This window comes from Corynebacterium doosanense CAU 212 = DSM 45436 (assembly GCF_000767055.1).
In the GTDB taxonomy this organism is placed as follows: domain Bacteria; phylum Actinomycetota; class Actinomycetes; order Mycobacteriales; family Mycobacteriaceae; genus Corynebacterium; species Corynebacterium doosanense.
This window is the reverse complement of sequence record NZ_CP006764.1, coordinates 947687-970517: the sequence shown is the minus strand read 5'-3', so window position 1 is coordinate 970517 and position 22831 is coordinate 947687. Positions and strand designations below refer to the sequence as shown.

General features: G+C 64.6%; 23 protein-coding genes and 1 pseudogene. 15 read left to right on the top strand and 9 right to left on the bottom strand.

Translation table 11 applies throughout. From position 1 onward, the window contains the following. Positions 1-34 precede the first annotated feature (34 nt). Positions 35-340: a helix-turn-helix domain-containing protein gene (locus CDOO_RS04840; RefSeq protein ID WP_018023026.1), complete on the bottom strand. Its 306-nt coding sequence runs from the start codon at positions 338-340 to the stop codon at positions 35-37. A gap of 5 nt (positions 341-345) precedes the next feature. Then, entirely contained in the window at positions 346-696 is a 351-nt protein-coding gene (locus CDOO_RS04835) for a type II toxin-antitoxin system RelE/ParE family toxin (RefSeq protein WP_018023027.1), read from the bottom strand. Between the two features lie 333 nt (positions 697-1029). Here CDOO_RS04835 and CDOO_RS04830 point away from each other — a divergent pair, with 333 nt between their 5' ends. The 5 genes and pseudogenes from CDOO_RS04830 to CDOO_RS04805 all read left to right on the top strand — a co-directional run bounded on the left by CDOO_RS04830 (position 1030) and on the right by CDOO_RS04805 (position 4984). Next, positions 1030-2547 (top strand): molybdopterin-dependent oxidoreductase, encoded by a 1518-nt coding sequence (locus CDOO_RS04830; RefSeq protein WP_018023028.1) that lies wholly within the window; start codon positions 1030-1032, stop codon positions 2545-2547. Positions 2548-2555: 8 nt separating this feature from the next. Next, positions 2556-2801: a hypothetical protein gene (locus CDOO_RS04825; protein WP_020384702.1), complete on the top strand. Its 246-nt coding sequence runs from the start codon at positions 2556-2558 to the stop codon at positions 2799-2801. Between the two features lie 11 nt (positions 2802-2812). After that, positions 2813-3256, top strand: coding sequence for an RpiB/LacA/LacB family sugar-phosphate isomerase (locus CDOO_RS04820; RefSeq protein ID WP_018023030.1), 444 nt, complete (start codon positions 2813-2815; stop codon positions 3254-3256). 117 nt (positions 3257-3373) lie between these two features. After that, a pseudogene (locus CDOO_RS04815) lies at positions 3374-3718 on the top strand (helix-turn-helix domain-containing protein); the annotation flags it as partial. A 73-nt stretch (positions 3719-3791) separates the two neighbouring features. After that, a protein-coding gene (locus CDOO_RS04805) for an IS3 family transposase (protein ID WP_156111866.1) occupies positions 3792-4984 on the top strand; the annotation gives its coding sequence in 2 pieces (ribosomal slippage) (positions 3792-4076 and positions 4079-4984; 1191 coding nt in all). A 319-nt stretch (positions 4985-5303) separates the two neighbouring features. Here CDOO_RS04805 and CDOO_RS04800 read toward each other — a convergent pair. After that, complete coding sequence (locus tag CDOO_RS04800) at positions 5304-6725, bottom strand: IS1380 family transposase (RefSeq protein ID WP_038573261.1); 1422 nt, start codon at positions 6723-6725, stop codon at positions 5304-5306. Positions 6726-7107: 382 nt separating this feature from the next. On the opposite strand from CDOO_RS04800, the gene CDOO_RS04795 reads away from it, so the two are divergent. Beyond that, a complete protein-coding gene (locus CDOO_RS04795; RefSeq protein ID WP_018021804.1) occupies positions 7108-8001 on the top strand; it encodes an RCC1 domain-containing protein in 894 nt (297 codons plus the stop codon). A gap of 107 nt (positions 8002-8108) precedes the next feature. Here CDOO_RS04795 and CDOO_RS04790 read toward each other — a convergent pair whose 3' ends face one another. Both CDOO_RS04790 and ychF read right to left on the bottom strand, forming a co-directional pair. Further along, a complete protein-coding gene (locus CDOO_RS04790) occupies positions 8109-8597 on the bottom strand; it encodes an HXXEE domain-containing protein (RefSeq protein WP_018021805.1) in 489 nt (162 codons plus the stop codon). A gap of 128 nt (positions 8598-8725) precedes the next feature. Further along, entirely contained in the window at positions 8726-9805 is a 1080-nt protein-coding gene (ychF, locus tag CDOO_RS04785; RefSeq protein ID WP_018021806.1) for a redox-regulated ATPase YchF, read from the bottom strand. A gap of 63 nt (positions 9806-9868) precedes the next feature. Between ychF and CDOO_RS04780 the strand changes: the two genes are divergently transcribed. The 3 genes from CDOO_RS04780 to CDOO_RS04770 are packed head-to-tail and all read left to right on the top strand — an operon-like array spanning position 9869 to position 13016. Continuing rightward, positions 9869-11296 carry an AI-2E family transporter gene (locus CDOO_RS04780; RefSeq protein WP_425389149.1) on the top strand — a complete coding sequence of 476 codons (1428 nt, stop codon included), beginning with the start codon at positions 9869-9871 and terminating at the stop codon, positions 11294-11296. 36 nt (positions 11297-11332) lie between these two features. Then, positions 11333-12412, top strand: a complete 1080-nt coding sequence (locus tag CDOO_RS04775; protein WP_020384597.1) for a DNA recombination protein RmuC — start codon at positions 11333-11335, stop codon at positions 12410-12412. A gap of 22 nt (positions 12413-12434) precedes the next feature. Next, on the top strand, positions 12435-13016 hold the full coding sequence (locus tag CDOO_RS04770; RefSeq protein ID WP_018021809.1) for a DUF6542 domain-containing protein: 582 nt from the start codon (positions 12435-12437) through the stop codon (positions 13014-13016). A 52-nt stretch (positions 13017-13068) separates the two neighbouring features. Here the strand turns inward: CDOO_RS04770 and CDOO_RS04765 are convergent, their stop codons facing one another. Then, entirely contained in the window at positions 13069-14034 is a 966-nt protein-coding gene (locus tag CDOO_RS04765; RefSeq protein ID WP_018021810.1) for a 4-hydroxy-3-methylbut-2-enyl diphosphate reductase, read from the bottom strand. An 87-nt stretch (positions 14035-14121) separates the two neighbouring features. On the opposite strand from CDOO_RS04765, the gene xseA reads away from it, so the two are divergent. Together xseA and CDOO_RS04755 are read left to right on the top strand one after the other, a co-directional pair. Beyond that, complete coding sequence (xseA, locus tag CDOO_RS04760) at positions 14122-15372, top strand: exodeoxyribonuclease VII large subunit (RefSeq protein WP_018021811.1); 1251 nt, start codon at positions 14122-14124, stop codon at positions 15370-15372. A 24-nt stretch (positions 15373-15396) separates the two neighbouring features. Continuing rightward, positions 15397-15657: an exodeoxyribonuclease VII small subunit gene (locus CDOO_RS04755; protein WP_018021812.1), complete on the top strand. Its 261-nt coding sequence runs from the start codon at positions 15397-15399 to the stop codon at positions 15655-15657. 5 nt (positions 15658-15662) lie between these two features. On the opposite strand, the gene CDOO_RS04750 is transcribed toward CDOO_RS04755, so the two are convergent. Continuing rightward, positions 15663-16229, bottom strand: coding sequence for a DUF4245 domain-containing protein (locus tag CDOO_RS04750; protein WP_018021813.1), 567 nt, complete (start codon positions 16227-16229; stop codon positions 15663-15665). Positions 16230-16410: 181 nt separating this feature from the next. Here CDOO_RS04750 and glpX point away from each other — a divergent pair, with 181 nt between their 5' ends. Together glpX and CDOO_RS04740 are read left to right on the top strand one after the other, a co-directional pair. After that, positions 16411-17427: a class II fructose-bisphosphatase gene (glpX, locus tag CDOO_RS04745; RefSeq protein ID WP_018021814.1), complete on the top strand. Its 1017-nt coding sequence runs from the start codon at positions 16411-16413 to the stop codon at positions 17425-17427. Between the two features lie 75 nt (positions 17428-17502). Beyond that, entirely contained in the window at positions 17503-18903 is a 1401-nt protein-coding gene (locus CDOO_RS04740; protein ID WP_018021815.1) for a class II fumarate hydratase, read from the top strand. A 67-nt stretch (positions 18904-18970) separates the two neighbouring features. Here the strand turns inward: CDOO_RS04740 and CDOO_RS04735 are convergent, their stop codons facing one another. Continuing rightward, positions 18971-19897, bottom strand: a complete 927-nt coding sequence (locus CDOO_RS04735; protein WP_018021816.1) for a hypothetical protein — start codon at positions 19895-19897, stop codon at positions 18971-18973. Between the two features lie 123 nt (positions 19898-20020). Here CDOO_RS04735 and CDOO_RS04730 point away from each other — a divergent pair, with 123 nt between their 5' ends. Further along, on the top strand, positions 20021-20671 hold the full coding sequence (locus CDOO_RS04730; protein WP_038573309.1) for a TetR/AcrR family transcriptional regulator: 651 nt from the start codon (positions 20021-20023) through the stop codon (positions 20669-20671). Next, a complete protein-coding gene (locus tag CDOO_RS04725) occupies positions 20668-22272 on the top strand; it encodes an MDR family MFS transporter (protein WP_018021818.1) in 1605 nt (534 codons plus the stop codon). Before CDOO_RS04730 ends, CDOO_RS04725 begins: the two co-directional genes overlap by 4 nt. Here CDOO_RS04725 and CDOO_RS04720 read toward each other — a convergent pair. Then, entirely contained in the window at positions 22269-22829 is a 561-nt protein-coding gene (locus CDOO_RS04720) for a GNAT family N-acetyltransferase (protein ID WP_018021819.1), read from the bottom strand. The genes CDOO_RS04725 and CDOO_RS04720 overlap by 4 nt on opposite strands. Positions 22830-22831: the final 2 nt, after the last annotated feature.

Below are 22831 nucleotides of genomic sequence, written 5' to 3'. Positions count from 1 at the left end.
GAGCTGTGTTCGGTGGTCGTTTCCGTCGGGCAGGTCAGGCGACCTGGATCCGTTGATTCCCCATCACGTATTCGAGGGTCAGCTCGCCACCGACCGCCTCCACATAACTACGAATCGTGCCGACCTTCGCGTTGTTCAGATCGCCGCGTTCGATCTTGGACACCTGACGCTGACCGACGCCGATCCGCTCCGCCAACTGCGCCTGCGTCAGGCCCGCCTGCTCGCGGAGTTTGCGCAGGTGAAACGCGCGCACCTCTGCGAGGAGTCGATCTTTGTGGGCCTCGACCCGCCCACGGTCAACCGGGTGATCAACGAGAAAATCATTGAGTGTCTTTGCCATTACCGTCACAATCCTTTCAGTGTGTCCAGGTGCTGGTCGAACAAGTCGTCGGCCCTCGGGAGATTTTGTTTGTACCAGCGTTTCCAGTTGCCCGATTTATCTCCGGCAACCAGCATGATCGCTGTGCGCTCGGGATCGAAGGCAAACAAGACACGCAACTCGGACCGGCCGCTGGACCCGGGCCTGAGTTCCTTCATGTTTTTGTGCCGAGACCCCACCAAGGTGTCAACGAGTGGTCGCCCAAGCTGCGGGCCTCGGCTTTCCAACAATTCAAGGGCCGCAATCACCTGTTCGCGTGAACCTTCATCCAGGGAAATGAGCCAGTCTTCGACGAGCTCGACATCGACGGTCCACACACGACCAACTGTAGACCCTGCATGGTCTGTCGACAAGGGTGTTTCTGAACCAAACTCAGGGGCACCACCGAGCGAGCTAGCCATCCAAGCCACCCGCGGACGCACCTGGCAGTAACCAACTCCCCCCACGTGAGTGACCGCCATTCCACGTCGCTTCGAACCCGACCGCAAGTGACCCTCCGCCGGCCTATTCCTGCCGCAAATGCGCTTCGAAACGTCGCGGACAAACCAGGTGATATGTACCACGGTTATTTCCGTAAATAATGCTAAAAACGCACGTAGAAGCATTGCACGGGTGTTAGGCTTTGGGTACCTCCAGAAGAAGGAAACGTCATGGATATTGACTTCCCGCTGTGGCTCCGAGCCGCACACCTGTTGAACTTCATCCTCATCGGCATGCTGTTGCGTTCGGGCTGGGAGATACTGTCCTCCCTCCCCCGCCTGTGGTGGCGTAACGACTGCGCCCCGGGCACGGAGTGGCTCAAGTTCACCAAACGTGAGCTGCCCAAAGAAGAAGGCGTCTACACCTCGTTGATGGACGAGAAATCGATGCACCCCGCCCTCGCCTTGCCCGGTCGGGAGAACGTCGGGCTGGGACGCCACTGGCACGGGGTGTCGGTGATGCTCTGGGTCCTCAACGGCCTCGTGTACGTCATCCTGCTCTTCGTCACCGGCCTGTGGCGCCGCATCATTCCGACCTCGTGGGACGTCATCCCCGAGTCCTTCGAGACCCTGAAGGTGTACCTCAGCCTCGAGGTCCCCGGCATCGAGCACTTCACGCCTTACGATTCACTGCAGATGCTGGGCTACACCTTCGTCATCTTCATCCTGGCCCCCTTCATGATCCTCACCGGTGTCGCCATGTCCCCCGCGATCCGGGCCCGCTTCCCCTGGTACGTCAAGATGTTCGGCGGGCACCAGGGCGCTCGCTCGCTGCACTTCATCGCCATGGTGCTGATGACCGGCTTCATCGTCATGCACGTCGGACTGGTCTTCCTCGTCCACCCCGACTACAACCTGCCGCACATTGTCTTCGGTGATGTGGACAACGCCCGATTCGCCCAGGCCTTTGTCATCGTGGTGGCGACCGTCGTCGCGGTGATCCTGTTCTGGATCGCCCTGAGCTACTGGACCCTCGCCGACCGCGCCCGCGCGCACTCGATCCTGACAGGGTTCACCGAGATCGGCCGCAAGATCTTCCTCAACGGCCTGCGTCCGCGCAGCGCCCGGCAGGGAAGCTTCACCGAGAAGGACATCTCGGAGTTCCACTGGACCAACGGCCTGCCCCCGACCAAGGACGAATCCGAGGAGTGGGTGGCCGCCCGCGACAACGACTGGAAGGATCTGACGATCACCGTCGGCGATGACCTCAGCGGAAACTCCAGGGAGCTGACGATCGAAGACCTCCGTGCGCTGCCGCGCCACAGCTACATCGCCACCCACACGTGCATGCAGGGTTGGTCGGCAACCTCGGAGTGGACCGGTGCGAAGCTGACGGACATCCTCGCCCTCCTCGGCCCCAAGCCCGAAGGTGCGCGTTACGTGCTCATCGACTCCTACGGCCTGGCCCAGAAGATGTACGACAACCGCGCCCGCGAACCGTTCTACTCCGTGATCGACCTGGAGACACTCAACGAGGAAGACTCCATCCTGGCGTACGAGCGCAACGGCCACGATCTGGACATCCACCTGGGCGCGCCCGCCCGCGCGCGCGTCGAGTCGAACCACGGCTACAAGATGGTCAAGTGGGTGCGATCTATTCGATGGATCGCGGACTACAAGGAGTACGGTGATGGCCGTGGCGGAACCCGAGAGGACTCTGCCCTGCAGGCTTTCAACGGACGAATTTAAGGATGCTCATGGCCGACCACATCGTAGAAACCACTGTGCCCGTGACGGGCGTGGAGACAGAACAGGACGTCGTCAAGTGCCTCCAGTCGCTCTACGATGAGTTCGCCCGACTCGGCCTCGGGCAGGCGACCTTCGAGATCACCGATGAACACACGGTGCTCTACATCAAACACAAGGACTCGATCGAGCCCGATCTTGAGGCCGTCGACCACGCGCTGCGCGCGGCCGGCGACTATTCGATAGCAAATACGTAAGGGAGAACCACGTGCGCATCGTCATCGGAGCCCCGGCTAACGGAGCAGAACTCAAGCAGGCCGTGCTGGAGAAGCTCCAGCAGGACCCGCGGGTCAGCGAGGTCGTCGACCTGTCGCGTGACGAGGCCACGTACCCCGAGGTTTCCTTTCAGGTCGCCGAGGCGATCGCCGAGGGCCGGTTCGACCGGGGCATTCTGATCTGCGGGACGGGCATCGGAACCGCCATTGCCGCCAACAAGGTCGCGGGCATCCGCGCGGCCACCGCGCACCAGATCGTCGGCGTGCGGGGCGCCGTGGAGAACTACGACGCTCAGATCCTGTGTTTCGGGCAGAACGTCATCGCCCCCGCCGCGGCCTCCGCGCTTATCGACGTGTGGCTCGACGCCCGCCACGACCCAGCCGGCAGCTACGCGCCGAAGCTCGTCGAGATCGCCGAGCGCGAGGCCCGGGCTTGAGTTAGCTGTACTGACCGGAGACGTTGGTCGGATCTGTGTGATCCGGTGACATGACGAAGACCTCCCGTGTGGAATGGGAAGTGCTCTAATCCAACCCAGCCACACAAGAGGTCTTCGATGTCTCATGCTAACGCAGCCCTGACCCCCCGTCACCGTCTGAAAGTCGCCAAGCTCGTCGTCGACGACGGTCATCCCATCTCCGAGGTTGCCGCCCGGTTCCAGTGCTCCTGGCCCACCGTCAAACGCTGGGCCGAGCGCTACCGCGCCGGCGAAACCATGCAGGATCGCTCCTCCCGACCGCACACCAGCCCGAACAAGACACCCCTGCACGTGGTCAAGCGGGTGGTGTCACTTCGTCTGCGTAAACGCCTCGGGCCTGTGCAGCTGGCCGCTTTGTGCGGGATCGCCCCCTCGACCGCGCACCAGATCCTGAAACGGTGTCAACTCCATCGCCTGTCGTATACGGGTCTGCTGCATGGATAGGTGACATCTGATCTGGCTTGCCTGGGAAGGCCGGCCTGGAAGGATGATCGTCATGACCAAGCCCTATCCCCAGGAGTTCCGCGACGATGTCGTGCGCGTCGCGAGAAACCGTGAGCCCGGAGTGACGATCGAGCAGATCGCGAAAGACGTCGGGGTCCACCCGATGACGCTCACGAAGTGGATGCGCCGCGCCGAGAGTGACGAGGGCACCACGCCCGGCCAGTCACGGACCGAGGCGGCGCAGATCCGCGAGCTGACGAAGCGCAACCGGCTCCTCGAGCAGGAGAACGAGGTGCTGCGGCGTGCGGCGGCGTATCTGTCGCAGGCGAACCTGCCGTCAAAAGGTTCTACCCGCTCGTGACAGAGCTCGCCGCCGCAGGGATCCCTGTGACGGTGACGTGTCGGGTGCTCAAGCTCTCCCGCCAGCCCTACTACCGGTGGCTGGCTGACCCCGTCACCCCGAACGAGGTGGTCGAGGCGTATCGCGCGAACGCGCTGTTCGACGCCCACAAGGATGACCCCGAGTTTGGGCACCGCCTCCTCGCCGACGAAGCACGCGATGTGGGTGAGCCGATGGCCGACCGGACCGCGTGGCGGATCACATCGAGCAATGGCTGGTGGTCCGTGTTCGGGAAGAAACGGGCCAAGAACGGGAAGAATCCTGGTCCGCCCGCCCATGACGATCTCTGCGCCGTGGTCGATGAGCATGGTCGCACCCGGCATGTGTTCGCTGCGACGCGGGCGAATGAACTCTGGCTCGTGGACATCACGGAACACGGAACCGCGGAAGGCAAGCTCTACTGCTGTGCGATCAAAGACGCCTTCAGCCGGCGCATCGTCGGGTACTCCATCGACTCCAGGATGAAGTCCCGCCTGGCTGTCCAAGCACTTGAGAACGCGGTCCAGATGCGCGGTGACGTCGTCGGTTGCGTGGTCCATTCGGACAGAGGATCTCAATTTCGAAGCCGGAAGTTCCTGCGTGCTCTGGCCGGCCACGACATGGTCGGTTCTATGGGCAGGGTGGGTTCGAGCGGCGACAATGCTGCGATGGAATCGTTCTTCTCTCTCCTGCAGAAGAACGTCCTTGATCGGGGTTCCTGGATCACGCGTGAGCAACTGAGGATCGCGATCGTGACCTGGATCGAGAGGACCTATCACCGCCGACGACGGCAGGCCCGTCTGGGACGTTTGACCCCGATCGAATTCGAGGCCATCATGACCAAGGACGTCGCCCTCGCGGCGTGACTAACAACTGTCACCTAAACGTGCAGCAGACCCCTACGCTGCAACTCGTACGCGTAGTACTTCGCTTGGTAGTCCGTGAGCAACGAAGTCATCGAGCCTCTTGTCGGTAGCTCTATTGAGAAAATGAAGCTGTTCCCTTACCCCTAAACCTTGATCCACCGATCTGCTTGATGTCCGGGGGCTCACTCGAATTTGAGCTCGGACACGATGAGCGGGCAGGAGGTAGTGTCCCGGTCTCTCACCGGTCTCTTCCACACTGAGCTTCCCGGAGGCTCCTCCATAACTCCGGTCTCGGGCCCCCCTTTCAGAGGCGAATTGGTCAGATCGACACTGTCCGGGGTGGTCCCAACGCCGATTGCCAGAGTCGTGAGAACTCCGTCGCCCACGGCCAGGCTCTCGGCAGGTGCAGGATCAGTTTCCTAGCCCGGTGAGCAATCCGGGCCGGGACGCTGATGATCCGTGTTCGCAGCGTCTGGGCGCGCACCTTGCCCATCCGTCCACCAACGACTCCGGCAGCAGCCCGCAGCAGGTTGTGCGTGATCGCTGCGACTGCGAGCCAAGCGGCGTTGGCGTTGAACACCCCGGAGGGCATATGCGCCAGGGCACCATTCTTCAGCTCCGCATTGATCTGCTCGATGATCGCGTGTCTGCGATGGATGTGATCAGCAGCGACAGTGTCGAAACGATCCTGATCGACGGTGGTGAAGAACGCGTGGTACCGGAACAAGTTGAACAACGGGTCTTGCCCGGCAGCCCGTTTTGTTTCGTTGAGTTCCGGGATGCGTCTCACCACCAGACGCCCCGTCGTTTGCAGTGCCTTCTTCTTTGAGGTGAACGCGGTGAATGGGATCTCAGCGACTTCGGCCTTCGAAATCCATGCCCCGGAATCTTCGTCGTAGATCGCTTCGGGGTATTCGATGCCAGTCCAGGAGTCATCGCTGATCATTCCGATCGCTGCTTTGACCCTTTTGTCCATGCGTACCGTGATCGACACATGAGCCCCGCCGTCGTGGGCGGCTTTGACGACGCCTGATGAGTAGTATGCCGAATCAGCGCGCACCAACACCGAAGTGCCAGAGTTGATCCGGGTTGTGGTGGCCAGAGCGTCGGAGACGAATTTGTCAGCACCCCGGGCTGAGGAGGTTGAGCCTTTGCGCAGGCGTTGACCGACGATGATTTGGCCGGAACTGGCAGTCGATGCGGTCGCCAATAGTGCGTTGAGCCCGCGACTACCTTGGTAGCCGAACCCGGCTCCCTGCTTCGACGCGGAGTGAACGTCGATGACGGTGTCGTCGACATCGACGAAGATCATTGACGCCTGTGCACTGTCCTGGTTCGTGGGCAGCAGCGGTGTGTGCGCGTTGAGGTTGGTCAGGAAGCGGGAGGAGATGGCGTCGAGTTGTCTGACGTGGCCGAAGGCGAACGAGCGGAGGAACGAGCCCAGTGTCGAAGGGGCGTAAACGCGGTCGAAGAGGTGTTTCATGCCGCCGTGGCGGACGATGTTCATGTCATCGATCGAGTCGGCCCCGGCAGCCATTCCTGCGACCAGGGTGGCCAGTTTCGGTGCTGGGTTCGCGCCTTTGTCCGCCCCGGTTGTGGTCACGGTCAGACGGTCTTCGGCGAGGGCTGGCAGGCCTGCCTTCTGGGCCAGTGCCATGATCGGGACCAGCCCGGTGGTTGCGGTGAGGTTCTCATCGTCGAAGGAATGGGACGCAGACGCGGGTGTGTGGTTGAATAGCACCTGAGAGGTGCCCCTTTCTGGGCGGGATTGGTTGACTTAGAACATCATCATTTTCCCATTTCAGAGGGGGCATTTCCATTTCATGCGCGGCTTGATCCGGATACTCGCATCGGTGGATCAAGGCTAAACATTAAACCGAAACTCAACCACATTCCGTAGCCGAATCACCTTTGGAGAGCTATGCCCATAGGTCGGTGCTCGCTCACCGTCCCTCCGGCGCTCACATGTGGGAGATCGGGACGATCACAAGCTCTCGAACGACTGCGAGCACCAGAGCTGTCACTACGGTCGCGGGAGTGCTGGAGCTCGTCCGAGTTCCGAGGTCGGTAGCCTTGCCACGTCGCGCTGGGGCCACGAGACGGGCGTTGCCGCAACGACTGGTATGACGGTCTACGATCAGGTGGCGACGAGAACCGCGGAGGAGGTCCACGTGCGCACCGTACTTGCGGCCGGGAACCGGCACTCAGTGCTGCGACGCGAGGACGGGACCGTGATTGCCACTGGCAACAATCAAGCCGGCGAGTGTGACGTCCTACCCTGGTCCGACGTCATCGCCGTAGCCGCTGGCAGCGTCCACACGGCCCGCAATACCGGGAAGTCTCACACAGTGGGGCTCCGAGCCGATGGGACTGCACTTGCTACCGGCTGGAGCGACGCCGGGCAGACCGCCGTCACGCAGTGGCGCGAGATCACGGCAATAGCCGCCGGCTGGAGGACCACCGTGGGGCTACGTGCCGACGGATCGGTCGTCGCCACCGGTCGCACCGCGGAAGGACAGTGTGACGTGCAGTTGTGGAGCGGGATCGTCGCGATCGCGTGCGGCGACTGGCACACAGTCGCAGTTCGACGCGACGGCACAGCCCTCGCAACTGGCAACAATCAGCGAGGGCAGACCGACGTCGCCCGGTGGACACACGTGTCCGGGGTCTCTGCCGGCTACCTGCACACCGTCGGCTTACACGAAGACGGCACCGTCGTCGCCGTCGGCGACGACAGCAGAGGCCAGTGCGAGGTGTCATCGTGGAGAAGCATCACCTCAGTGGCGGCCGGCTCCGTCCATACGCTCGCGCTGAGCCAGACCGGAAGGGTCTTCGGAACGGGCGACAACCAGTTCGGCCAGTGCGATGTCCAGTCATGGACCGGCATCACAGCGATCGCAGCCGGAGCGAGACACTCGCTTGGGCTGCGCGCCGACGGAACAGTCGTGGCTGCGGGCGACCACACCGAGCAGCAATGCAATGTCAACGCCTGGGCCACTCGACCACAGATGAACTGAAGTCCAGCGTGCCCGGTGATCGGCCGTCGATCACACGTTGAACCTAAACTCCACCACGTCGCCGCACATACCAACCTCACACGACATGCCGTTTCTTGCTTTTCCGGTCAGTTCTTGGCCGCGGACACCCGACGGATCAGTCGTGCGACCACCTGGCATACCAGGGCGGCGGGCAGGAGCAATGCGACGCCGTTGACCGTGTCCCGAAACCGCAGCTCGCACCCGTCCCGCTGGAGTTCTCGACGTGCCATGAGTGCCCCGGGAAGCATGATCGGCAAAGCCGTCACAACTCCGGCGGTGTAACCACGCTGCGCGACTGAAGCGCCGAGGTGAGTCACGACGTGGGCTTCCAGCCCGGCAACGACTGCCCGATAGATCGCCGACTTACCGGTAGAGCGCCCGCCGCAGCCACACGCCACCGCCACCAGAATTCCCATCAGACCCACGGCGATCCACGATTGCTGCGGCGTGATTCTGAGTTGTTCTATACCAGTGCGATCCACGAGACGATCGCAGGATGCAGGAAACGCGAACGCCTCTTCGAGGTCGTGGATTACCCACGCCGCAAAAAGTGCAGTCGGCCCCTTCCAACTCACAATTCAGCCTTTCCCTCACGCATCCCACCCCGATGAATCTGCTGGCAGACGCACACGCCCACCAGCATCATTTCACAGCCGACAGAGTGTTTGAGGCCATGCGATCGAGAGGTTGAACCGGAACTCGATTAAACGTTGAAGCGGAATTCCACCACGTCGCCATCACTCATGACGTAGTCCTTACCCTCCTGCCGAACCTTTCCGGCAGACTTCGCCTCAGCCATCGAACCAGCAGCGTCCAGGTCATCAAACGACACAATCTCTGCCTTGATGAAGCCCTTTTCAAAGTCCGTGTGGATCACGCCGGCAGCCTGCGGCGCGGTGTCGCCCTGGTGGATCGTCCAGGCGCGCGACTCCTTCGGCCCGGCGGTCAGATAGGTCTGCAGGCCGAGCGTCGCAAAGCCAGCCTTAGCCAGCGTCGCCAGACCCGGCTCCGTCTGCCCCACTGATTCGAGCAGCTCGAGGGCCTCGTCCTCGTCAAGCTCGAGCAGCTCGGTCTCCGTCTGCGCGTCCAGGAACACACACTCCGCGGGCGCGACCATCGCAGCCAGCTCAGCGCGGCGTTCAGGAGAAGTCAGCACAGCCTCATCCGAGTTGAACACGTAGAGGAACGGCTTGGCGGTCATCAGGTGCAAGTCACGCAGCTTCCCAAGATCCACGTCCGAAGAAGCCGAGAACAGCGTCCGGTCATCCTCCAGCACGGCCTGCGCTTTCTGCACCTCGGCCACAACCTCGGTCAGAGACTTGTCCTTGCGCGCGTCCTTCTCCAGACGCGGCAGGGCCTTCTCAATGGTCTGCAGGTCGGCGAGGATCAGCTCGGTGTTGATCACGGAGATGTCCACGGCCGGGTCGACGCGGCCCTCGACGTGGATGACGTTGTCGTCGGTAAAAGCGCGTACGACCTGGCAGATGGCGTCTGCCTCGCGGATGTTCGCGAGGAAGGCGTTGCCCATGCCCTCACCCTCGGAGGCGCCCTTGACGATCCCCGCGATGTCTACAAACGACACCGTCGCGGGCAGGATGCGCTCGGAGCCGAAGATCTCGGCGAGGCGGCCCAGGCGGGCGTCAGGAAGCTCGACGAGGCCGACGTTGGGCTCGATCGTGGCGAACGGGTAGTTGGCCGCCAGGACGTCGTTACGGGTCAGGGCGTTGAACAGGGTGGACTTGCCAACATTGGGCAGGCCGACGATTCCAAGAGTAAGGCTCACAATCGGCCATGCTATCCCACCACAGGCCCACCCCTTGCCCCGAGTACCCGTTCGTGGGGCAATATAGACCGCGTGACTGACTCCCCCGACGAAACCCAGCCGGGCCCGACCGCCGCATCGCAGCCGGATGTCGACGACCTGAGGCTCTACGACGCCCAACACGACCAAATCGACCGCTCCGTCGTCGTGGCCAACTGGCTCAAGCAGGTGGCCCTGTGGGCGGTGCGGCTGCTGGTCATCGCGCTCGCGGGCTACGTGACAGTCAAATTCATGGGCCAGTTCTGGTCCGGCGTTCTGCCGGTGCTGCTCGCCCTGATCGTGTGCACGGTGCTCGCTCCCCCGACCACGTGGATGCGCCGGCACGGCTTCCCGTCGGTTCTCGCGGCGATCCTGTCGGTGCTCGCATTCTTCGGTGTCGTAGGCGGGCTCATCGCGCTCATCGCCCCCAACGTGGTCAACCAGTCCCAGTTGCTCTACCTGCAGGCTCTCGAGGGAATCCAGCGCCTCCAGCTGTGGGCCCAGGGCCCGCCGATGGAACTGGACAGCGACGATCTCAACGAGGTGGTCAATGACATCGTCAGCTGGATCCAGGGCCAGGCCGGCGACATCGCCGGCGGCGTGGTCAGCGGCATCTCCACGGCGACATCCCTGGTGGTCACCCTCTTCATGGTGCTGGTCCTGGTGATCTTCTTCCTCAAGGACGGCCACCGCTTCCTCCCCTGGCTTCGCGACGTCCTCGGCCACCGCGCCGGCTGGCACGCCACCGAGGTGCTCACCCGATCGTGGGGAACCCTCGGCGGGTACGTCCGCGCGCAGGCCATCGTCTCGGCCATCGACGCGTTCTTCATCGGCCTCGGTCTCTGGGCGATCGGCGTGCCCATGGCACTGACGCTGGCGATCATCACCTTCATCGCCGGCTTCATCCCCTACGTCGGCGCCGTGTCCGCCGGCGCGATGGCGGTGCTGGTCGCGCTGGTGTCGCTGGGCTTCAAGCAGGCGATTCTCGTACTCATTCTCATCATCGCCGTCCAGCAGCTCGAGGGGAACATCCTCTCCCCCATCCTCCAGTCGCGGGCGATGTCGCTGCACCCGGTGATCATCCTCGTGGTGGTTGTCGTCGGTGGCGGCCTCTTCGGCATCATGGGCGCGTTCCTCGCCGTCCCCGTCACCGCCGTGCTGGCCGTGGTCATGCGTTATCTCATCGACATGACCGCCATCCATGCGGGCGAAAAGACCTCCGAGGAGATCGAATGGGAGACGCCGGAGGGCCGGGCGATCGGCCAGCTTGGCGACGAACAGGGCCGCGCCATGCGTGAGCAGTGGCGTGAAAATCACCTGCAGTTCGATGACATCACCGTGCCCGTAGAGGAGGACCCCTCGCCCGCCCCGGCCAAGGCCGAGCCCGGCCAGCACTTCGCCCGCGGTCGCCGCGCCGCACAGCGGGGAAGCGAACTGTTCGACCGCACGATCGGTGGATTACGGCGTCGATAAGCGCCGGTGTCCACGCCGTGTGACACAGTGACGGCCATGGTTTCTTTCTTTCTCGCCCTCTTCATCGGCCTGGCATTGGGCGTGGTCATCGGCTGGTTGTGGCGCTCGGCGCGCACGCCGGAGACCCCCGACACCGAGGCGATCGAGTTCGTGCGCCAGCTCGCACCGCTGGAGTCCGCGGTGGACAAACTCGGCGGGCAGCTGAGCTCCCTGGAGAAGGACAGCGCGAGCACCTACTCCGCGCTGGTCAGCCAGGTGCAGGCGATGACCCGGACCTCGTCGAAGCTCACCGACCGCACGGACAAGCTCGTCACCGCACTGCGCGCGCCGCAGATTCGCGGCCGCTGGGGAGAGATGCAGCTGGAGCGGGTCGTCGAGCTCGGCGGGATGGTGCGCCACTGCGACTTCGACACCCAGGTCTCCACCCGTCTCGGTGACAGGGTGCTGCGCCCAGACCTGGTGGTGCGGCTCTCCGGGGGCCGGCAGCTCATCGTCGACGCCAAGGTGCCCTTCACCGCGTACCTCGACGCCATGGAGACCGAGGACCCGGAGGAGCAGGCCGCCTACATGCGCCGCCACGCCCACCTGCTGCGCACGCATGTCACGCAGCTCTCGGACAAAAACTACATGGACGCGTTCTCTCCCACCCCGGAGTTCGTGGTCGCCTTCGTGCCCGCGGACCCGTTCCTCGATGCCGCGCTCACCGTCGACCCCGAGCTGCTGGACTACGCCTTCTCCCGCAACATCGTGGTGGCCACGCCCTCAACCCTGTTCGCGCTGTTCCGGACGGTCGCACTGGGTTGGCAACAGGAGGACATCGCCGACAAGGCGCACGAGATCCAACGCCTCGGCCGGGAACTGCACCAGCGCCTGCACAACTTCGGCGAGCACTACTCGCGCATCGGCAAAAACCTGGAGAAGGCGGTCGACGCCTACAACTCCACCCTCGGCTCGCTGGACTCACGGGTGATGGTCACGGCCCGCAAGCTCGCGGACATGGACATCTCCACCCGCGCTCGGCACGACGCTCCACCCGTCGACCCCGTAACCGCCCGCGCGCGGCAGATTCCGGACTATTTGCACGGCTCGGCAGAGTCAAAGAAAGAATGGGATTAGCCGGACGCTAGACTTTTACTTTGTGTCAGCAATAGTCGCAGAGCGCCATTCCCGGAACCGGGGCCGATTCACCGGCCTACCGACCTGGTCGGCGATCGCCGTCGTTGCTGCGGCCCTCATCACCGGACTGCTGCTCAGCCTCGCCCTCCAGGGTGTCGGGCTGCCCTTCCTGTGGTGCTTTGTGGTGGCGTCGGTGATCGTCACCCTGCTGGTCAACCCCCGCGGCCTGTTCCTCACCGTGGCCTCGCTCCCGCTACTGTTCGGCCTCGCGCTGCCCGCCGCGTCCTGGGCCGTCGAACGCTCCCTCGCCACCGAGGGAACCCCGCTGATGTCGCGCACCACCGCGCTGATCACGGTCTACCCGCTCACCCAGTACTTTCCCTGGCTGGCGATCACCACCGCGCTGTGCGCGGTCATCGCGGTGATCCGGGTCGTGCTGCTGCGCCGGCGCACCACTCAGCAGGAACGCACCGCGCGCGACCAGCGCGAGCGCCTGGACGCCTCCAACCGCCGCAACCGTAGCCTCTCCACCTCCGCGCGCCGCCGCTCCGAGCAGCTCACCGTCCAGGAACTGCTGGAACGAAACCAGTCGCGGGGACGCTGAAACCCCCCCCGCTGAGAGCGAGGGGTTGGGATGGGCGTCGAGAAGCGGAGAACTACTTGGTGCGTGCCGGGCGCAGCTCGCGCGGCAGGGAGAAGTTGACCGTCTCCGTGGCTGTGGTGACCGTCTCGACGTCGCCGAAACCACGCTGCTCCAGCTGCTCGAGAACGTCGCGCACGAGGATCTCCGGCACCGACGCGCCCGAGGTGACGCCGACCGTGGAGACACCGTCGAACCACAAGTCCTCGATCTGGTTGGCGTAGTCCACCAGGTAGGAGGTCTTCGCTCCGTAGTCCAGGGCGACCTCGACGAGGCGCTTCGAGTTGGACGAGTTCTGCGAACCCACCACGATGACCAGGTCACACTTGTCCGCGATCTCGCGCACCACGTGCTGGCGGTTCTGCGTGGCGTAGCAGATGTCATCGGACGGCGGGTCCTGCAGATGCGAAAAACGTTTCTTCAGCTCGTCGACGATCACCATGGTCTCGTCCACCGAGAGGGTCGTCTGCGAGAGCCAGACCAGTTTCTCGTTCATGAGGAACTCCGGCAGCTCCGCGACACTGTTGACGTTGTCCACCACGAAGGTGACGTCCGGCGCCTCACCCGCGGTGCCCTCGACCTCCTCGTGGCCGACGTGGCCCACGAGCAGGATGTAGTGGCCGTCGCGGTCGAAACGTGTGGCCTCCTTGTGCACCTTGGTCACCAGCGGGCAGGTCGCGTCGATGGTCATGAGGTTGCGGGAATCCGCCAGCTCACGCGCGGCCGGGGACACCCCGTGCGCGGAGAAGACCATGTTGGAACCCTCGGGAACCTCGTCGGCCTCGTTGACGAAGATGACACCCTTGTTGGAGAGGGTCTCCACGACGTACTTGTTGTGCACGATCTCCTTGCGCACGTAGATGGGCGCGCCGTACTTCTCCAGCGACTTCTCCACCGTCTCCACCGCGCGGTCGACGCCGGCACAGTACCCGCGGGGCGCTGCGAGCAGTACTTTCTTTTCTCGGTCAATCGTGTCAGGCATGGAACCCAGAGTAACCAACAGGAGTCCGAAACCATAGACTAGGTGGGCCAGCGACCGAGCTGGATCTAACGGAGAGGTGCATCACACGTGGCAGCACAGAAACAGGGCGCCAACTCGGCGGAGACCGCCTGGCCCGTGCGCAGGGTCAACGAGTCCGTCAAGGGCTGGATCGACCGCCTCGGATGGCTGTGGGTCGAGGGCCAGCTCACGCAGATCAACATGAAACCCTCGTGGAAGCTCAGCTACCTCACGCTGCGCGACACCGAGATCGAACAGTCCATCTCCCTCACATGCCCCACGGACGTGCTCCGGTCCATGACGACCCCGCTTCGCGACGGCGACCGGGTCATCATCCACGGCAAACCCAGCTACTACCCCGGTCGCGGCACGTTCTCCCTCTCCGTCTCGGAGATCCGCCACGTCGGTGTCGGTGAGTTGCTCGCGCGCATCGAGACTCTGCGGCGCACCCTTGCTGCCGAGGGGCTCTTCGACCCCGCCCGCAAGCGCCGCCTGCCGTACCTGCCCAACAAGGTCGGGCTCATCACCGGCCGCGGTTCCGCCGCCGAGCGCGACGTGCTCGCCGTGGCGCAGTCGCGCTGGCCGGACGTGCAGTTCCGGGTGATCAACACCGCGGTCCAGGGTGCGAACGCCGTCCCCGAGGTGATCCAGGCGCTGCAGCAGCTCGACGCCGACCCCGAGGTCGACGTGATCATCATCGCGCGCGGTGGCGGTTCCGTGGAGGACCTCCTGCCGTTCTCGGAGGAATCGCTCCAGCGCGCTGTCGCCGCCGCGGGCACCCCGGTGGTCTCCGCCATCGGCCATGAGCCCGACAACCCGGTGCTGGACAACGTCGCCGACCTGCGCGCCGCCACCCCGACGGATGCGGCCAAGAAGGTCGTGCCCGACGTGGCCGAGGAGCGGCTCATTCTCTCCCAGGCCCGCTCGCGCATGGCTGGCGCGCTGCGTGGTTGGGTGCGCCGCGAGCAGCAGGGGCTGGACTCGCTGCGCTCCCGGCCTGTCCTGGCCGACCCGATGCGCCCCATCACCCAGCGCCGCGAGGAACTCGATCGCGCGATGTCCCTCATTCGACGCGACGTGCGATACCTGCTCAGCGGGGAGACCGCGGCCATCTCCGCGCTGCGCGGGCAGATCGCCACCCTCGGTCCCTCGGCCACCCTGGCCCGCGGCTACTCCGTGGTCCAGGTACTGCCCCGCGACGGCTCCGAGCCCGAGGTCGTCACCTCGATCACCCAGTCCCCGCCCGGTTCCCAGCTACGCATCCGCGTGGGCGACGGATCCATCACCGCCGCGGCCATGGCCGCCACCGCTTCCAACTAACTTCCAACGTCAAGGAGAAACACGATGAGCGAGAACACCGTCGGCACCGGCCAGGTCCGCGAAGACAGCTTCACCCCGGTCGAGGAACTGAGCTACGAGCAGTCGCGCGACGAGCTCGTGGAGATCGTCAAAATTCTCGAGCTTGGCCAGATGGGCCTCGACGAGTCCCTGAAGTACTGGGAGCGCGGCGAGGCCCTAGCCAAGCGCTGCGAGGATCACCTGGACGGCGCGTCCCGGCGCGTCGAGGACGCGCTCTCGCGCACCGAGGCGCAGCAGGAGAACTAGGAGGCCTAAGCCGCCGGGGCGCCGCGCAGCGTCGCGGAGACGAGCTCGCGGAACTCGTCATCGGAGGCCGAACCACTGATGAGATAGGTGACCCCGTCTCGGGTGAAGGCCCAGATGTCCCGGACGTCGCCCTCGTCGGAGTGGAAGACACGCACCTCGGTGCGCTCGACGTCCTCGGTGCGCACCTGCTCGCGTGGGTCGGCGTCCACGTCGCGGACGGCGTCGTCAAGCGGAACATCCGTCTGGGTCAACTGGAGGAATCCCTCGTCGCCGGTGACGTACCCCACGACCGGAGCCTGGGCATCTCCCACCGCGCTACGACGGGCGGAGTTCGCCGTCCAGCCCTCCGGCTCGGCGGGGACGACGAGCGGGAATGCGCTGTTGTTGGCCTCCATGCCGAGGAACGCCTGCTCGTCCACCTCGGTGACGGCCCCACCGTCGGCGGTCCCGGGATTGTAGGAACAGAGCCCGGTGGGAAGCACCACGGCGATCATGATGAGGACGATGACGGCCATGGAGATGGTCATGTCTCGACCGTCCTGGAAAATGCGGGGTTTCTGCTCGTTAGCCACGGTGTTCAGTATGTCACGGCCCTCCAGGGGGCGAGGATTACCCCCGCAGAGGCAAATCCCTCAACCGTCACCGGCGCAAGAAGTGCAACAATGGGTGGGAAAGTACGCTGTTTTGCCCCGGTTCACCCACCCGTAACCGGGGTCAGCTCACCGAATCGCCCGCCCAGGAAGGCCCCCACACATGACTACCCAAGAATTCGTCCGCCCCGACCGCAACCTGGCCATGGAGCTGGTCCGGGTGACCGAGGCCGCCGCCCTGGCCTCCGGCCGCTGGGTAGGACGCGGCCAGAAGGAGAAGGGCGACGGGGCCGCCGTGGACGCCATGCGTCAGCTCATCAACTCCGTGGAGATGAAGGGTGTCGTCGTCATCGGCGAGGGCGAGAAGGACGAGGCCCCGATGCTGTTCAACGGTGAAGAGGTCGGCACCGGCGAGGGCGCCGAGGTGGACATCGCTGTGGACCCCGTCGACGGCACCACCCTCATGGCCGAGGGCCGCCCCAACGCCATCGCCGTCATCGCCGCCGCCGACCGCGGCTCCATGTACGACCCCTCCGCAGTGTTCTACATGAACAAGATCGCTGTCGGCCCCGAGGCCGCCGGCGCCATCGACATTCAGGCGCCCGTCGACCACAACATCAACGCCGTGGCCAAGGCCAAGGGCATCGACCCCGACGAGGTCGTCGTGGTCGTACTCGACCGCCCCCGCCACAAAGAGCTCATCGCCGACATCCGCCGCGCTGGCGCCAAGGTGCGGCTCATCTCGGACGGTGACGTCGCCGGTGCCGTCGCCGCCGCCCAGGCCTCAAGCATGAACTCCGTGGACATCATGATGGGCATCGGCGGAACGCCCGAGGGCATCATCACCGCCTGCGCCATGAAGTGCATGGGCGGAGAGATCCAGGGCATGCTCGCCCCCAAGGATGACGCGGAGCGTGCCAAGGCCCGCAACGCCGGCCTCGAACTGGACATCGTGCTCACCACCCATGACCTCGTCTCCTCGGACAACTGCTACTTCGCCGCCACCGGCGTCACCAACGGCGACATGCTCCGCGGCGTCTCCTACCGCGCCAACGGTGCGACGACCCGCTCCCTGGTCATGCGCTCGAAGTCCGGCACCATCCGCCACGTCGAGTCCGAGCACAAGCTGGCCAAGCTGCGCGAATTCTCCGTGGTCGACTACTCCGAGCCCACCCTCTAGAAATTCTCCCCCCGGGTGGGCCATTCACCCGTGGCACAATGAGAAGCACACCGACGAAACAACGAAAGGTCTTGTATGTCTGAGCAGGAATACCGCATCGAAAAAGACACCATGGGCGAGGTCAAGGTCCCCAAGGACGCGCTCTGGCGTGCGCAGACCCAGCGCGCCGTGCAGAACTTCCCCATCTCCGGCCGCCCGCTGGAGTCCGCGCAGATCCGCGCCATGGGCCTGCTCAAGGCCGCCTGCGCCCAGGTGAACAAGGACTCCGGCGCGCTCGACGCCACCAAGGCTGACGCGATCATCGCCGCTGGCAAGGCCATCGCCGAGGGCACCTACGACGAGTCCTTCCCCATCGACGTCTTCCAGACCGGCTCCGGCACCTCGTCGAACATGAACACCAACGAGGTCATCGCCTCCCTGGCCAAGCAGGACGGCGTGGACATCCACCCGAACGACGACGTCAACATGGGCCAGTCCTCCAACGACACCTTCCCCACCGCCACGCACGTCGCGGCAACCGAGGCTGCGGTCAACGACCTCATCCCGGGCCTCAAGGTGCTGCACGAGTCCCTGCAGAAGAAGTCTGAGGAGTTCGCCGACGCCGTCAAGGCCGGCCGGACCCACCTCATGGACGCCGTCCCCGTCACCCTCGGACAGGAGTTCGGCGGCTACGCCCGCCAGATCGAGCTCGGCATCGAGCGCATCGAGGCCACCCTGCCGCGTCTGGGTGAGCTGGCCATCGGCGGCACCGCCGCCGGCACTGGCCTGAACACCTCCGCCGACTTCGGCGGCAAGGTCACCGAGGAGCTGAAGAAGCTCACCGGTGTCCAGCAGCTCTCCGAGGCCAAGAACCACTTCGAGGCGCAGGCCGCCCGTGACGCGCTCGTGGAGTTCTCCGGCGCCATGCGTGTCGTGGCCGTCTCGCTGTACAAGATCGCCAACGACATCCGCCTCATGGGCTCCGGCCCGCTCGTCGGCCTCGCCGAGATCCACCTGCAGGATCTGCAGCCGGGCTCCTCGATCATGCCGGGCAAGGTCAACCCCGTCCTGTGTGAGACCGCCACCCAGGTCTCCGCCCAGGTCATCGGCAACGACGCCGCCGTGGCTTTCGGTGGCACCCAGGGCCAGTTCGAGCTCAACGTCTTCATCCCGATGATGGCACGCAACGTGCTCGAGTCCTCCCGCCTGCTGGCCAACACCTCGCGTGTCTTCGCCGAAAAGTGCGTGGACAGTATCGAGGCCAACCGCGAGCGCATGAAGAAGTTCGCGGAGTCCTCCACCTCCATCGTCACTCCGCTGAACTCGGCGATCGGCTACGAGAACGCCGCAAAGGCCGCGAAGCACGCCCTCAACGAGAAGATGACCGTCCGCGAGGCCGTCATCGACCTGGGCTTCGTCGACGGTGAGAAGCTCACCGAGGAGGAGCTGGACAAGCGTCTCGACGTGCTCGCCATGGCGAACACCGACCGCAACTAGGCTCCCCGCACCAAGCCGCTGCCTCCGGGCGGCGGTTTTTTGTGTGCCGCTTATCGACGCCCGCCCGTCACCCTTCCTGCCGGTCAAGCAGGAACCTGCTCGGTTCGATGAGAAAACCCTCCTCCGTGACCGAGGAGACGGCCTCGATGCGGCCCTCGTACCAGTGATACACCCGCGGGGACAGTGCCTCCGGTGCCCCGGAATGTTCGATGAACCCCAGTGAGCCGGCCGCCAGCATGTGCAGGGTGTCCGACAGCCGCTCCCCCTGCGTGACCTCGCCGAGCAGGAGGAAATTGGGCAGCGGAACGGAGAAAAGCACCCCGTGTTCCCGGGGCAGCTGCGGGAGGTGGCGCAGGAGAAAGTCCTCCATGAGCAGCGGGGCGGCGCTGAGATAGGGCCCGTCCGAGCGTTGCACCCAGCAGCCCGCGGCGGACCCGTCGACGCCTTGGTAGCCGGACTCGATCCGCAGGCCGCGCAGTTCGGCGGCGAGGTTGCCCCGCGCGGCACGTTCGATCGTGGCCAGGTCGTCGATCCGGGTCACGGACTCCACGGCCACGGGCAGGATGGCCTCCCCGGAGTCGAAGACGAGGCTCGCCGCCAGGCCATCCACCACCTCGTAGAGCACGGAGCTGTCCACCTCGCCGCCCTCGTGGCCGACGAGGACCAGGCGGACGGCCTCGTACAGCTTCCTGGTGTCCGGGTTCACCGCGGACTGGATGGCCACGGCCGCCTTGATGTAGTTCTGGGTCCACGCGGCGACCGCGTGCGGGGAGTCGTCCCGGGCGACGGCCGCGACGAGTTTAGAGACATCGAGCGACAGCTCTTCGCCCGTCTCCCGGCGCACCAGGTCGACGGAGTCGCCGGTGATGGTCGAGTCGAAACCTCGGGCATCGAATCCCTCGCTGATCTCCCGGCTCAGCTGCTCGGCGCGGTTGTCGTCCAGCTGCGGAAACAGCGGGCTGGGCCGGGGGCGCTTTCTGCTGAACAGTCCCACGCTTCTCCCTCTCCTCGGACCGGCGGTTGCCGTGGTCTCCGACAATAGCGTCACGCGGCGTTCAACTCTTGCAACACAGTGAACTTTTGCACTCGGTGCAGAATTGTTCTAGAGTATCGCTCCGTGACACAACCCCACGGACTGCGCGAACGAAAGCGACGGCAGACAAGAAGCCGGATCGTCGATTCGGCGACCTCGCTCGTCGAAAAGCACGGTTTCGACAACGTGACCATCGAGGAGATCTGCGCTGACGCCGAGATCAGCAAACGAACGTTCTTCAACTACATGGAGTCCAAGGACGAAGCCGTCCTGGGCACTCTGCCTGTGGCGTTTGATGAGGATCGGTTGGCACACTTCGTCGATACGCCCTCGGACAATCTGGTTCATTCCGCTCTGGGTGAGCTGGCGACGCTGATGTCCGAGCTCCACGAGGGCGACAACGACGAGTTTCGGGCCCGCATCAACCAGCGTCGGAGGAACATCATCGCCAAGGAACCCTCCCTGGCGCTGATCTCCTTCACCCGTTACCGCGAACTGGCCGCCCACCTGCACGACGCCATTTCCCGGCACCTCGAGAAACACCCCGGGGACCGGCGCCTGCAGGGGCTTAGCGACGGCGAGGAAGCCACGGCGCTGGTCTCACTCATCCGCGAATCGCTCTTCTTCTCCAACGCACGATCCACCGACTCCTGCCCGTCCACCGACGACCTGCTCGAATTGTGGACCGACTCCGCACTGCAACTGACCACCCTGAGTAAAGGACTTCACTGGTGAGCAATCCCACAACCGATCCGGCGACCGGCACCGCCTCGACCGCCGTCGACGTACCCAAGAACCCCACCGTCGAGAGCAAGCCGACCAACGTCACGCTCGTCTTCGTCGCCCTCATGACCACCATGCTCATGAGCTCGCTCGGACAGATGATCTTCGGCGCCGCGCTGCCCACCATCGTGGGCGAGCTCGGCGGCGTCGAGCACATGAGCTGGGTCATCACCGCCTTCCTAGTCACCATGACCATCGCCATGCCCATCTCGGGCAAGATCGGCGACCTCGTGGGCCGTAAGTGGCTGTACGTCGCGTCCATCGCCATCTTCGTCATCGGCTCCGCCGTCGGCGGTTTCGCCGACTCGATCACCGTGCTCATCCTCGGCCGCGCCATCCAGGGCCTCGGCGCCGGCTCCATGATGATCAACTCACAGGCCATCATGGCCGAGGTCACCACCGCCCGCGAGCGTGGCAAGTACATGGGCTACATGGGCGCCGTCTTCGGCGTCAGCTCCGTCCTCGGCCCCGTGCTCGGCGGCTGGTTCACCGACGGCCCCGGTTGGCGTTGGGGTCTATGGATGAACATCCCGCTAGGCCTGCTCGCCATCACCGTGGCCACCCTCGTGCTCAACCTCCGCACCGGCCAGGCGCAGTGGCGCCACTTCGACTGGATCGGCACGCTGCTGCTCGCCGTGTCCACGGCCAGCCTCATCCTGCTCACCACCTGGGGTGGCACGCAGTACGAGTGGGGATCGACGATGATCATCTCGCTCGCCGTGCTCACCGTCGTCACCGCCGTCGCCTTCGTGTTGGCCGAGCTGCACTCCACGGACCCGCTCATCCGCATGGGCCTGTTCCGAAACCGCAACATGGTGCTCACCACCATCGCCGGCACCATCCTCGGCGTGGCCATGATGGGCGCGCTCGCCTACCTGCCCACCTACCTGCAGATGGTGCACACCATGACCCCGACCTCGGCCGGGCTCATGATGATCCCGATGATGATCGGCATGCTGGGCACTTCCACCATCATCGGCAACGTCATCGCCCGCACCGGAATCTACAAGCCCTACCCCATCATCGGCATGTTCACGACGGCCGTGGCACTGTACCTCTTCTCGACGCTGGAGGCCACCACCTCACTCACCGTCATCGGCATCTACTTCTTCATCTTCGGCTTCGGCCTGGGCATGGTCATGCAGGTACTCGTCCTCATCGTGCAGAACTCCTTCCCCATCACCATGGTGGGTACCGCCACCGCCTCGAACAACTTCTTCCGCCAGGTCGGTTCCGCACTCGGCGCCTCGATCGTCGGCTCGGTGTTCGTGCACAACCTCCAGGACAAGATGGCGCTCAACCTGCCCGCCGCCTTCGCCCAGATGGGCGAGCAGGGCAAGGCGTTCGCGCAGAAGTTCGCCGAGCCCGACGGCTCCAACCGCCTCACCCCGCAGGCCGTGGCAGAGCTGCCCGGGCCGATCCGCGACGCGGTCCTCGTGTCCTACAACGACGGACTGGTGCCGATCTTCCTCTACATGGTTCCCCTCGCCGTCATCGCCGGCCTGGTCCTCTTCGGCGTGCGCCGCGAGAAGCTCAAGGAGACCATCGACTAGTCGCCAGCCGCCTCGAGCTTGCGGTCCAGCCGATCCTCCGGGGTGGGCAGCAGCAGCTCGTAGACGGCGGTGTCGCGCCACTGCCCGGCCAACTCGCCGTAGGTCATCTTGGCCAGGTGGCGGTAGACACCCACCTTTTCGAACCCGCGGGACTCGTGCAGTTTCACCGAGCCCATGTTCTCCGGGAAGATCCACGAGTGGATTGCCCATTTGTGCAGGTCCATGCACGTTTCAACGAGTCTGTCCAGCAGTGCCCCGGAAACGCCCCGTCCGCGGGCGTCGGGGTGAGTGTAGATTGAATCCTCCACCACCCCGTGAAAGACGGAGCGCGAGGACGCCTTGGCGGCGGAGACCCAGCCGAGGATCTTCTCCGGCTCGTCCTTCTCCACCGCGACGAAGACCGTCTCCATGATCTTGCTGGAGGTGAACTGCGCCCAGGTGGGCGCAGCCTTCTCATAGGTGGCGTGCCCGCTGTTGAGGCCCATCTCGTAGATGGCCCGCACCTGCGGGTAGTCCTCGGGTGTGATCGGTCGCAGCTCAAAAGTCGTGGGAGACATGC